This window comes from Streptomyces sp. FH025 (genome assembly GCF_017427025.1).
GTDB lineage: Bacteria > Actinomycetota > Actinomycetes > Streptomycetales > Streptomycetaceae > Kitasatospora.
Genome location: NZ_JAFLNG010000186.1, coordinates 1 through 11,823, shown reverse-complemented (window position 1 = coordinate 11,823; position 11,823 = coordinate 1). Strand labels below are relative to the sequence as shown.

The 11,823-nt window shown below is 74.3% G+C and carries 10 protein-coding genes; 5 read left to right on the top strand and 5 right to left on the bottom strand.

Annotated features, from left to right (window positions below):
* Nucleotides 1-287: 287 nt before the first annotated feature.
* Nucleotides 288-992 (bottom strand): bifunctional DNA primase/polymerase, encoded by a 705-nt coding sequence (locus tag J0670_RS15725; protein WP_374223111.1) that lies wholly within the window; start codon nt 990-992, stop codon nt 288-290.
* Between the two features lie 306 nt (nt 993-1,298).
* Between J0670_RS15725 and J0670_RS15720 the strand changes: the two genes are divergently transcribed.
* Both J0670_RS15720 and J0670_RS39910 read left to right on the top strand, forming a co-directional pair.
* Nucleotides 1,299-2,675, top strand: coding sequence for a transcriptional regulator (locus tag J0670_RS15720; protein ID WP_207812188.1), 1,377 nt, complete (start codon nt 1,299-1,301; stop codon nt 2,673-2,675).
* 247 nt (nt 2,676-2,922) lie between these two features.
* Complete coding sequence (locus J0670_RS39910) at nt 2,923-4,152, top strand: hypothetical protein (RefSeq protein WP_207812187.1); 1,230 nt, start codon at nt 2,923-2,925, stop codon at nt 4,150-4,152.
* A gap of 54 nt (nt 4,153-4,206) precedes the next feature.
* On the opposite strand, the gene J0670_RS15710 is transcribed toward J0670_RS39910, so the two are convergent.
* Nucleotides 4,207-5,508 (bottom strand): ABC transporter substrate-binding protein, encoded by a 1,302-nt coding sequence (locus J0670_RS15710; protein ID WP_207812186.1) that lies wholly within the window; start codon nt 5,506-5,508, stop codon nt 4,207-4,209.
* A 175-nt stretch (nt 5,509-5,683) separates the two neighbouring features.
* On the opposite strand from J0670_RS15710, the gene J0670_RS15705 reads away from it, so the two are divergent.
* Nucleotides 5,684-6,199 (top strand): hypothetical protein, encoded by a 516-nt coding sequence (locus J0670_RS15705; RefSeq protein ID WP_207812185.1) that lies wholly within the window; start codon nt 5,684-5,686, stop codon nt 6,197-6,199.
* Between the two features lie 200 nt (nt 6,200-6,399).
* Nucleotides 6,400-7,266 carry a formyltetrahydrofolate deformylase gene (purU, locus tag J0670_RS15700; protein WP_307806538.1) on the top strand — a complete coding sequence of 289 codons (867 nt, stop codon included), beginning with the start codon at nt 6,400-6,402 and terminating at the stop codon, nt 7,264-7,266.
* A gap of 76 nt (nt 7,267-7,342) precedes the next feature.
* Here the strand turns inward: purU and J0670_RS15695 are convergent, their stop codons facing one another.
* Both J0670_RS15695 and J0670_RS15690 read right to left on the bottom strand, forming a co-directional pair.
* Entirely contained in the window at nt 7,343-8,536 is a 1,194-nt protein-coding gene (locus J0670_RS15695) for a zf-HC2 domain-containing protein (RefSeq protein ID WP_207812184.1), read from the bottom strand.
* Nucleotides 8,533-9,123 (bottom strand): sigma-70 family RNA polymerase sigma factor, encoded by a 591-nt coding sequence (locus J0670_RS15690; RefSeq protein ID WP_207812183.1) that lies wholly within the window; start codon nt 9,121-9,123, stop codon nt 8,533-8,535. Before J0670_RS15690 ends, J0670_RS15695 begins: the two co-directional genes overlap by 4 nt.
* Before the next feature lie 640 nt (nt 9,124-9,763).
* On the opposite strand from J0670_RS15690, the gene J0670_RS15685 reads away from it, so the two are divergent.
* Nucleotides 9,764-10,237: an ATP-binding protein gene (locus J0670_RS15685; protein ID WP_207812182.1), complete on the top strand. Its 474-nt coding sequence runs from the start codon at nt 9,764-9,766 to the stop codon at nt 10,235-10,237.
* 528 nt (nt 10,238-10,765) lie between these two features.
* Here the strand turns inward: J0670_RS15685 and J0670_RS15680 are convergent.
* Nucleotides 10,766-11,823 (bottom strand): GlxA family transcriptional regulator (locus J0670_RS15680; RefSeq protein WP_374223110.1); only part of this gene is annotated, 1,058 nt, incomplete at its 5' end.

The window sequence follows — 11,823 nt, the reverse complement described above, 5'->3', positions numbered from 1 at the left end:
GTCCGAGCGTCCCTTCCGGCGCCCTCCCCCAGCCTTCGGCCGGGAGGTGCCCCCACGCACCGCAATTCCTCCCCTCGGCCGATCATGGCAATCCTTGAGCGCTGTCACTCGTCCGAGGGGCTTCTCCGCTTGACCAGCGGGTACACCCGGGTCTTATCCGCACATGCGTATGACGGGCCTTGTCCCCGGTGGGGGACAAGGCCCGTCACTCGCGCGCGTTGTGTCGCGCAGTGCACGCCCTCACCCGATAGGCGTAGGGCGGCCGTCCGGTGGGTGGTGAACCCGGGTCAGACCCCGGCCGGCTGGGCGGCCCGGGCGCGGTACGAGGGCGCCTCCCGGCCGCAGGCGTAGGCGAGCGGGCTGATCAGTTCGGCGGCGGCCGGCAGCCAGCGGTTGAGCGCCGTGGGGGAGCGGGCCCACTGGGCGTAGCCGCTGGAGCCGATCCGGGAGGGCGGGGCGACCGTCCAGTCCCCCTCGCCGCGGGCGATCAGGTCCAGCCGCCCGGGCGGCCAGCCCAGCTTGCGGAGCATCTCCGGGAGCCCGGTCGCCACCCCGGGCAGCACCAGGAAGTGCAGCCGCCGCCCCACCCGGCCCGGCGCGGAGGGCACCACGACGACCGGGCCGAGCTGGAGGCCCATCCGCTCCATCCGGGCCAGCGCCAGGCAGCCGGCGGTCTCCGGGACGTCCAGGACGTCGAAGGACCGGCCGGTGGGAAGCAGGATCGACGCCTCGGGCCGCTCGGTCCACCAGGCCCGCACCGCACCCGGTCCGGCACTCGCCCGGCGGGACCAGTCCGCGTCCAGCGGGTGGGCGCCGGGCAGCGTGCAGCGCCGGTCGCCGCAGGAGCAGCGGGTGGACCCGTCGACGTCGATCAGCCAGGCGCCGGGGGTCACCTCCCAGTGGCGGCCCTCGGCATGGCCGACGGCCTCGGTCAGCAGCGTGGGCAGGCCGGTGTCCGCGGTCCGGTCGGGGGCGTCGGGGATGTCTTCCACGGGGTGCTCAACTACCGTGTGTGAGGCTGGTTACGGGCCCGGTGTCCCCGGTTGGGCGTATCCCGGCAATGTCACCCGATCCGGTTACTCAAGCGAGTTGAGGCGGGCGGAGGCGGGCGCAGCGGGGGCGCACGGAAGCATTACCCAGGGCGCGTGGGGGGTGCGGTTCGTCACCGTGGGTATCCCGCTGGCGTTGCTGATCGCTAACCTGATGTCAGATTCCTTGGACGGTCGGACAGTCGGCAACAGATCAGCAGAATCGTCGCCCGCCGGCCGGGACCGGAGGGTGTGGGGAGGCGAAGCCCAATGGCCGCGAGACCACTCGTCGCACGACAGCCCAACGAGCGTCTGCAGCAACTGATCCAGGAGGCCAGCTGCTCCAACGCCGGCCTGGCCCGCAGGGTCAACCTCTGCGGCGCGGAACACGGACTGGACCTGCGCTACGACAAGACCTCCGTCGCCCGCTGGCTGCGCGGGCAGCAGCCGCGCGGCCAGGCGCCGGCCGTGATCGCCGAGGCCCTGGGCCGCAAGCTCGGCCGCAGCGTGTCGGTCGAGGAGATCGGCATGGCCGACGGCAAGAACCTCAGCTCCGGCATCGGGCTGCAGTTCGCGCCGACCCTGCACGCGGCCCTTGAGCAGGTGTGCGAGCTCTGGCGCAGCGACGTCGGCCGGCGGGACTTCCTGACCGGCGCGACGGTCGCCGCCTCCGCCCTGGTGGAGCCCAGCCGGGACTGGCTGATCACCCCGCCCGACCCGGTGGTGGCGCGCACCGGCGGCCCCCGGGTCGGCCCGACCGACGTGGCCGCGATCAGGGCCACCACCACGATGCTGGTCGACCTGGACCACCGCTTCGGCAGCGGGCACGTGCGCCCGGTGGTCGTGCACTACCTCAACTCGGTGGTCTCCGGCCTGCTCGGCGGCGCCTACCGGGAGGAGACAGGGCGCCAACTCTTCGCCGCTGTAGCCCGGTTGACCGAACTGGCCGGCTACATGGCGGTGGACACCGGGCAACCCGGGCTGGCCCAGCGCTACTACATCCAGGCCCTGCGGCTGGCCCAGGCCGCCGACGACCGCGGCTACGGCGGCTACGTACTGGCCGCGTCGATGAGCCACCTGGCGGCCACCCTCGGCAACCCGCGGGAGATCGCCCAACTCGCCCGCGCCGCCCAGGAGGGCGCCCGGACGGTGGCCACCCCGACGGCGATGGCGATGTTCTACGCCGCCGAGGCCCGCGGCCACGCCCTGCTCGGCGACGCCCGCTCCTGCGAGGCGGTGTCGGCCAAGGCGCTCCAGATGATGGAGAAGCGCCGCCCGGAGGACGACCCGGACTGGATCGCCCACTTCGACGACGCCTACCTCGCCGACGAACTGGCCCACTGCCACCGGGACCTGGAACAGGCCGGCCCGGCCGAGCACTACGCCCGCCGGGCGCTCGACCTGCACCCGCCGACCCGGGTGCGCCGCCGCGCGGTGGACCTCGTGCTGCTCGCCACCGCCCAGCTCCAGCAGCGCGACCTGGAACGCGCCTGCGAGACCGGCACCCAGGCGGTGCGGCTGCTGAGCGGGCTGCGCTCCAACCGGGGCGTGGAGTACCTGGACGAGTTCCGGCGCCGGCTGGAGCCCTACCGGGAGCAGCGGGTGGTGCGCGAGTTCCACGCCAGGGCGGACGCGGAGGCGGCGTGAGGAGCGAGCCGCGGAACGAGCCGCGGAACGAGCCGCGGAACGAGCCGTGGAGCGGGTCGCGGACGGCCTGAGCAGCGAGCCGCAGACGGTCTGTGCAGGGAGCGTGTGGGATTGTCCCGCCCACGTGGTCACCCGGTGAGGCGAACCGGTAGCGTGGGCGCGACGTCCCAGGAACAGTGATGCTCCCAAGAACCGACGAGATGTGGTCCGCCGTCAGCGCGCGGTCCGGCCCAGGTGAGGAATCGCGTTGAGCCAGCGCCGCTCGTACCCCAACTCGGGTGACTTCAACCTGGACGACCTGTTCCGCCCCGAGCCCGGCCAGCCCCAGGGCCAGCATGGCCACCCGCAGGGGCCCACGGCCGTGCCGCCGGTGGGGCAGCCGTCCGGGCAGCCGGAGTACCTCGGCGAGGGCGCGCACGCGCTGCCGACCCAGGCCATGCCGGCCCAGCAGCCCCCGTGGGGCGCCGCGCCGCAGCCCGGTTACGGCGTCCCGCAGTCCGGTTACGGCGTCCCGCAGGCCGAGCCGGCCCCGGAGACCCAGCACCTGCCGCCGTACCCGGCCGGCGACCCGCAGTCCGGCGGCTACCCGGCACCGCAGCCCGGCTACGGCGTGCAGCCGCAGGCCGCGCCCGGCTACCAGCAGGGCTACCCGCAGGCCGCGCAGCAGCCCGCCCACCCGGCGCAGGGCTACGGCCGGCAGCCGTACGGGCAGGAACCGTACGGGCAGGAGCCGTACGGCCAGGAGTCGTACGGCCAGGACGGCTACGACGGCTACGGGTCGGACCCCGACGCCACCCAGGCGGGGCGTCCGGGCCGCGGCGGCCGCCCGTCCAACAAGCTGATCATCGGCGGGGTGGTCGCGGGCTGCGCCGCGGCCGGCATCCTGGTCGCCGTCCTGACGGGCGGCGGCGGGGACGACCCCAAGACCGACCGGAAGACCACCCCGGTGGCCGCCACCGGCACCACCGGCGCCACCGCCCCCGGCACGGCGAGCGCGAGCGGCACGGGCGCGGCCGTCGACCCGGAGACCAAGGCCCAGGCGCAGCCGCTGTCCGACCTGCTGGGCACGGCGAGCGACAGCCGCAGCTCGGTGGTCTCCTCGGTCGCCTCGGTGCAGAAGTGCGACAAGCTCCCCGAGTCGCAGCAGGCCCTGGCCGCCGCGGCCGGCAAGCGCCGCGAGTTGCAGACCAAGCTCGGCCAGCTGAAGACCGACAAGCTGCCCGGCGGCCAGCAGCTGGTCGACCAGCTCAACGCCGCCTGGACGGCCTCGGCCCAGGCCGACGACGAGTACGCGGCCTGGGCGACCGATGCCCAGAGCTCCTGCGACCCGAAGAAGCCGGACACCGGCAACCAGCACTACAAGAACGCCGTCCAGGCCAGCGGCACCGCGACCACCGCGAAGAAGCAGGCCTCGACGCTGTGGAACGCGATCGCCACCCAGACCGGCCTGCCCAGCCGCGGCGACGGCGACCTGTAGCGCGACGCCGGGGGCGGGCCCGGCTCTTCGGGCCCGCCCGTCGGAACGAGTGCGTCAGGCCGGCGGCCGCGCCCCGGTGAGCACCCAGCGGATGTCCACGAAGCCCGGCTGCTGCAAGGTCATCCGGCCGCCCTTGACCACCTGGTAGGTGATCCAGGTGTTCACCAGCCGCGGCGACTCGCCACTGGGCAGCATGTTGGTGGTGCCCCAGTTCAGCGGCGGGGTCAGGCCCACGTCGATGACCTCCCCGCTGTCCAGCAGGGCCGCGATCGACTTGGCGGTGACCGGCTTGCCGGCCGCCGCCAGCTTGTCCGACACGAGCCGGAACACCTCGTACGCGACCCAGGTGGTCTGCACGCCCGGGTCGGCGACGTCGATGGTGCGCCCGCCGGTGGTGTCGGCCCGCACCACCGAGCGCAGCCCGTCCCAGGTCTTGGCCGACTCCGGCGGGTACCAGCTGGTGACGTACGCGCCGGCCAGCGGGCCGGAGTCGCCGCCGGTGGAGTCCACCACCGACTGCTGCACGCTGCCGATCACCGAGGCGATCCGGGTGTTCTTCGGGGTGAGCCGGCGGTAGGCGTCCAGCAGGTTGCCGGTCGGCTCGGCGGCCAGCGCGCTGGTGACGCAGTTGCCCGGCTCGTCCTTGCCGATCGCCTTGCGGGCCACCGGCGTGTAGTCGGAGGACTGCTCGGGCGCCTTGACGTCCAGCAGCTTGATCCCGGCCGGCTTGAGCGCGTTGCCCAGGTAGCCGAGCAGGTTGTCGCCTGCCGGGGTGTCCGGGCGGATCAGCGCGACGGCCTTGCAGCCGGCCTCGACCAGCTGGCGGCCGCTGCCGGCGATCAGCGCCGGCATCCCGCCGTCCACCGGGTACGACAGCGGGCTGGAGAACTCCGGCTGGGAGAGGCCGTAGCCGCCGATCAGCGGGATGCCGGCGCGTTCCAGCACCGGCATGAAGGCGTCGCCCCACTGGCTGTAGGAGCCGATCACGGCGACGGCCTTGGCGTCCACCGCCCGCTGGGCGCAGTCCTTGGCGCCCTCCGAGGTGTTGTGCTCGTTGCAGGTGACCACGCGCAGCCGGTGGCCGTTCAGCCCGCCCTTGAGGTTGACGTCCTGGCCGATCGCCTCGGCGATCGCGGTCATGCCGGGGCGGTCCGCCGAGCCGGTGCCGGACGGTGCCCAGGTCATCACGGTCAGCTCGTCGGTGTTGGTGGAAGCATCGGCCGGTCCGCCGCACGCGGAGGCCGAGAAGAGGGTGGGGAGCAGCGCCGCGGCGGTGGCCGCGGCGGCGATCGGACGCCGGCGGCGGCGTCTCGCGATCGGGGGACGGCCCTGGAACGAGTCCCTTCGGCTGGTCATCGGTAATCCCTCTCTGGGGCGCCCTCCGGCGCACCGGGGAAAAGCCAAGCCCCGGCGCCGCAAGCCGAGAGGGCCGAAATGCGAACAGCCGGAAAACGGTGGCTGAAATCCGGAGGGGTACACGTGTAGATCGGGAGTGGAGCACGAACAGACGGGGAACGTACGATCGTTCACCATGTCCGCCAGCACAGATTCTTCGCACCGGTCTGCCCGAAACCCTTCTCGTCCGGGCCACCGCTCCAGCACGATGGGCGGCATGCCGCTCAACGACCTGCCCTGGTGGCGCTGGCGAGCCCGACTGCGCTCGGCGCTGCACATGCTGTCCGACCCCGGTTTCCAGCAGGAGACCTGGCTGACCGGCCGCGAGGGGTACGGGGACGTCACCGACGCCGTGTACCGGCTGGTCGAGGACACCTGGCTGGACCGCTGGTCGGCCGAGAAGTACATCGGCACGATCTTCCGCGACTCCGCCGAGGCCGCCCTGGTCGACGTCGCCGTGCTGCGGGCGGTGCAGATGCTGCACGAGGTCGGCGCGGACGCCCCGGCCTCCGCCTACCTCGGCCACCCCGGCTGGCCGGAGACCGTCCGGGCCGCCCGGGAGGCGCACGTCGCGCTGGCCGTGGGCGACGGGGACGACCCGGACGCGGCCCCCAAGTCGCTGGACGTGCTGCGCATCCTCACCCAGGTCTGAGCCGGGCCTGGACCCGGCCCCGAACCCGGGCCCGAGCCCGGGTCTGAGCCGGGTCCGACCCCGGTCAGGACGCACGGCCGGGGCGTACGGCCGAAGGGCGGAGCCGTCCCGCAGTACGGGCAGCGGGGCGGCGGCCGTCCGGAATGTGACACGCTGGACCGTCCACGCACGCACCACCAGACCAGGACGGGATACCCCCAGTGGAACAGCAGCCGGCCAGCGCCCAGTACGTCCTCACGCTGTCCTGCCCCGACAAGCAGGGCATCGTCCACGCTGTCTCCAGCTACCTCTTCATGACCGGTTGCAACATCGTCGACAGCCAGCAGTTCGGACACGGGGACAGCGGACTGTTCTTCATGCGGGTGCACTTCTCCGCCACCGAGCCGGTCACCGTCGACAAGCTGCGGGCCAGCTTCGCCGCGATCGGCGCCTCCTTCGGGATGGACTGGCAGATCCACCCGACCGAGCAGCGGATGCGGATCGTCCTCATGGTCAGCAAGTTCGGGCACTGCCTGAACGACCTGCTCTACCGCACCCGGATCGGCGCCCTGCCGGTGGAGATCGCCGCGGTGGTCTCCAACCACACCGACCTGCGGGACCTGACCGAGAGCTACGGCGTCCCCTTCCACCACATCCCGGTCACCCGGGACACCAAGGCCGAGGCCGAGCAGCAGCTGCTGGACCTGGTGGCCAAGGAGGACGTCGAGCTGGTCGTGCTGGCCCGCTACATGCAGGTGCTCTCCGACCAGCTGTGCACCGAGCTGTCCGGCCGCGTGATCAACATCCACCACTCCTTCCTGCCGAGCTTCAAGGGCGCCAAGCCGTACCACCAGGCGCACGCCCGCGGCGTGAAGCTGATCGGCGCCACCGCGCACTACGTCACCGCCGACCTCGACGAGGGCCCGATCATCGAGCAGGAGGTGGCCCGGGTCACCCACGACATCAGCCCGGACCAGCTGGTCGCGCTCGGCCGGGACGTCGAGTGCCAGGCGCTGGCCCGCGCGGTCAAGTGGCACAGCGAGCACCGGGTGCTGCTCGACGGCACCCGGACGGTCGTCTTCGCGTAACGGCCGTCTTCGCGTAACGGCCGTCGCCGCTCGACGGCCCCGCGCCTCAGGGCCCCGCGCCTCAGGGCCCCGCGCCTCAGGGTCGCGACAGCAGCGGCAGCGCGTGCAGCACCGCGCGGATCGCGGCCCGGTCACCGTGCTCGCCCACCGGCAGCCGGTCCGGGTCGCGGTGCGCGGCGGCCAGCTGGCACAGCTCCAGGCCGTCCAGCACCATCGAGGCCACCGGCTCCCCGCCGGGCGGTCCCGCCTCCGCGCCGTCCAGCGGCACCATCCACTCGCCCGCCGCCGGGCCGTCCACCACCAGCCGCAGCCGACGGCCGTCGGTGCCCGCCCCGGTCGGTGCGCCCGGCGCTCCGGCGTGCTCGGGACGCGCCGCGCGCAGCCCGGCCAGCGCCTGCGGGAGCAGCCGGACCACCAGCTCCACCATCTGCCGCAGGTGCTGCGGGGCCGGCGGGTCGTACGGGTAGGCGACCGCGCGGGCCACGTCCTCGCCGTGCACGAAGCACTCCAGGGCGCGGTCCACGAAGGCGTCGCGCAGCGGCAGCACCGCGTACCCGAAGTCGACGGGGGTGTTGCCCTGCGGGGCGAGCGCGGCGCTGCGCACCAGGTCGTGGGTCTGCTGCCGCCACCGGCAGCGCACCGACTGCGGCGGCAGGCCGGCCTGGTCGGCGAGCAGCCGGGCGGTGCGCGCGGTGACCTCGCCGTACCGGCCGCCCTGCGGTGGGACCCTCGGCGCCGCGGGCGGTGCCGGGGCGGCCGCGTCCTGCGGCGGCACCCGCCGCCGGGCCGGTGCGGTCGCTCCGGCGGGGGCCGGCACCGGGTCGGGCAGGCCGAGGGCGAGCGCCAGGAAGCCGTCCACGGCGGTCAGCCGGCCCAGCACCTCGGCCGGGCGCAGCCGCTCGGTGCCGCCGTGCCACGGGAGTTCGGCCACCTCCTGCCACTCCTCCGGGCCGAGGTCGCGCAGCAGCGCGTCGAGCTTGGCGGTCTCCGCGGTGTACGGCACGCCCCAGGCGGGGACGGGCAGTTCGGCCGGGCGGCGGGCCAGGCACCAGTCCAGCACCTGCTGGCGCAGCGAGCCGGGCTGGTCCAGCGGTTCGTCCAGGGAGAGCCAGCCGGCCGCCTCGCGCAGCCGGGCGGCCTCCTCGGCGCACTCCGGGCAGGTGCGCAGGTGCCGCTCCAACTCGGCGGCCTCGCGCGGCGGGCAGGCGCCCAGGGACCAGGCGCCGAGCAACGAGCGCAGGGCGTCGTGCCGCTCCTCGTCCGTGTTCACCCGGTCCACCCGCCGTCGTCCCCGTCCTCGCCGCCGTGCCGGCGGGCGCGCTCCTCGGCCAGTTCGGTGGCCAGCAGCTCCAGGCCGAGCCGCATCCGCTGCTTGGCGGCCTGCTCGCTGATGCCGAGCAGCCGGGCCGTCTCCTGGTAGGTGCGGCCGTCGTAGTACGTCACCGCGATGGTCTCACGCAGGGGTTGGGGCAGGGAGTCGACCACGTACTGCATGCGCGCGGCGGTGGCCACGGCGCGGATCTCCTCCTCGGCCGCCCCGGCGCCGCGGCCCGGCAGCGGCTCGGCGGCGCGCCGGGCCCGCAGCCGTTCGACCGCGCGGCGGTGGGTGAGCGCGCCGAGCCAGGAGCGCAGTGAGCCCTGGGCGGGGTCGAAGTCCTCGGGGTGCTCCCAGACGTGGGCGAAGACCTCCCGGGTGAGCTGGGAGGCGGCCGTCTGGTCGGCGAGTATCCGCCCGGCCAGGCCGTGCACCATCGGTGCGAGCCGGTCGTAGAGTTCGCCGAGCGCGGTCTCCTCGCCGCGGGCGAGGCGCCGCTGCAACTGCGCGTCCCAGCGCGGGGAATGGTCCTGGGTGGCCATCAGGAACCACCCTCCTGCCCGGTCCGCTGGCGTTACCCAACGGTATCCCGTGGCAGGTCGGCGGTGGGAGGGAATCCGGCAAGAACGGAACGGGGCCCGGTGGATCACGGGTGCGGGGTTCCGGGGCCGTTCTCCCGCGGGTGCCCGGCGGATCGTCACATGGTGGGACGGTCCGCTCGTTGGACGGTCCGTCGATGCCGCTGTTCGAGAGCCGCTGGACATATGTCGCACGGGTGGTTCGCGAGTGGCGGGCGGGGCGTCGGGGGTGTCCGGCGGTAGGTTCCCGACCGGGGCGTGTCCGACACGCCCTGCGCGGGACCGGCGTCGGCCCGGGCCGGACGAGTGCCGGTACGAGGCTCGCGAGAGTGAGCGGGACAGTATGCACTGCCCTGTCCCCCGATCGCCGGAATATGCCCGAAGCGCTTGCTGCGGTCCGCCCGCCCACCCATCCTGAGGCGTATTCGTGTCGCGGCCAGTGCGCGGCCGACGGGTCGGCGCGGACGAACGGGTGCGGGCGGACGCGTCGGCGGGCGCCCGGGCGGGGCGCGAGTGGCACCGGGCGATCTGTGAGGACCCCGCCGGCCGGCTGATCCGGCTCGATCGGGACGATGGCCGAACTGCGAGTGCGGGTGGTGGAGCGGTGCAGGTTCTTCAGGTACAGCTGGCGGTGCAGGCGGACCCCGCCGAGGTCGGCCGGGCCCGCAGGTGGGTGCGCTCGCGGCTGCTGAACCACGGAGTGGACCCGGACGCGCCGATGGCCGAGACGGTGGTGCTGGTGGTCTCGGAGCTGGTGACCAACGCCGTGGTGCACACCGGTTGTCCGGCCGTGCTGCGGCTGTGCCTGCCGATGGCGGACGACTCGGCGCAGGACGCTCCGGCCCGCCCGCTGCGGGTGGAGGTGGCGGACGCGAGCCGGGCCGCCCCGACCCCGCGGCACGCCGGGGCGGACGAGGACGCGACCAACGGGCGCGGTCTGGAGCTGGTCGAGCTGCTCTGCGAGCGCTGGGGCTGGTACCCGGAGGGCCCGGGCAAGCGGGTCTGGTGCGAGATCGGCTCCGACGCCCGCCCCGCCGATCCGCTGGCGGACGTGGACTGGGCGGCGCTGGCCCAGTAAGGGGCCGCCGCGGTGCGGCGGCTGCGGGAGGGGACTGGTCCGGGTTGGCGCAATAGCGCCCCCCGGGGCGGCCGTTCGATCGGTGGCGATCACCGGCCGAAAGGTGACGCAACCATTCCGAATTTCGGACTAACCATTGACGTGACGTATCCGACTGATCACGCTTGGGTGCGGCGCTCCGTTGCGAGGGGACGCCGAGGGGACGTCCGTCCGCCGCCACGATGCTGCTGTCCAGGGGGATTGCGTCAGCAGGGGGAGCGTGGAACGCCGGTCGCGCGCCGCTCCTCGGCGAGTGCGGAGGGCGTGGTGCGGGGTCAGGGCCCGCGCACCGCGCGCGGACGGCGGTCCACCGCGTTCCCTGCTCGGGGGGCGCGCGGTCGGCCGCCGTCCGTGACACCGCTACGCGACGGCGGATTCCAGCCAACCGTCAGCCTTCTCCCAGGCTTCCGGGCTTCCGAACTCCCAGGCTTCCGGACATCCGGGCTTCCGAACTCCCGGGCTGCCGCGTTCCCGGGCTCCGGGTTCCACTCAGGAAGCGCGTTCCACCCGGGGGACGGTCTCGGCCGGGGCCGCGCGGAAGGTGCGCCGGTAGGTGCTCGGCGCCACGTCCAGCCGGCCGCGCAGTTGCAGCCGCAGCGAGGCGGCGGTGCCGAAGCCGGACTCCCGGGCGACCTGGTCGATCGTCAGGTCGGTGCGCTCCAGCAGCTGGCGGGCCCGCTCGGTGCGCTGGGTGGTGATCCACTGGCCCGGACTGGCGCCGGTCTCCTCGCGGAAGCGCCGGGTGAAGGTCCGTACGCTCATGCCCGCCCGGTCGGCGAGCCGGCTCAGCGGCAGCGGCCCGTCCAGGTGCTCCAGCGCCCAGGCACGCACGGCGGCGGTGCCGGAGCCGCCGGTGTCCACCGGGCTCGGGGCCTCCACGTACTGCTTCTGGCCGCCGTCGCGCCACGGCGGCACCAGGCAGCTGCGGGCCACCGCGTTGGCCACCGCGCTGCCGTGGTCGCGGCGCACCACGTGCAGGCACAGGTCCACCCCGGCGGCCACCCCGCCGGAGGTGAGGACGTCGCCGTCGTCGGTGTAGAGGACGTCGGGGTCCAGCCGCACCTTCGGGAACATCCGGGCGAAGCGGTCGGTGTAGCGCCAGTGGGTGGTGGCCGGGCGGCCGTCCAGCAGGCCGGCGGCGGCCAGTAGGAAGGAGCCGGTGCAGATCGACATCAGCCGGGCGCCCGGCCGGATCCGGCGCAGCGCGGCGGCCAGTTCGGGGGTGAACGCGGCGTCGACGCCGACCGGGCTGGAGTCGTGCGAGGCCGGGATCACCACCGTGTCGGCCCGCTCCAGCAGCTCGGGCCCGTGGTCGACCGCGATCCGGAAGTCCGTGCTGGTGGCGATCGGCCCGCCGTCCAGGGTGCAGGTGGCGATCTCGTAGAGCGGGCGCCCGGCGCCGTCCTTGGCGCTGCCGAAGATCCGGGCGGGGATGCCGAGCTCGAAGGCGATCACGCCCTCCAGAGCGAGTACCGCGACCAGGTGCGTCATGTCGTCTCCTCGGTGGGTGGTGGGCGCGCCGAGCCGGGCGAGCGGGGTGCGCGGGT

Excerpts from the sequence above, each read along its gene's own strand:
- J0670_RS15720 (WP_207812188.1), top strand. The coding sequence starts at position 1,299 with ATGGCCGCGAGACCACTCGTCGCACGACAGCCCAACGAGCGTCTGCAG.
- J0670_RS15710 (WP_207812186.1), bottom strand. The coding sequence starts at position 5,508 with ATGACCAGCCGAAGGGACTCGTTCCAGGGCCGTCCCCCGATCGCGAGA.
- J0670_RS15705 (WP_207812185.1), top strand. The coding sequence starts at position 5,684 with ATGTCCGCCAGCACAGATTCTTCGCACCGGTCTGCCCGAAACCCTTCT.
- J0670_RS15690 (WP_207812183.1), bottom strand. The coding sequence starts at position 9,123 with ATGGCCACCCAGGACCATTCCCCGCGCTGGGACGCGCAGTTGCAGCGG.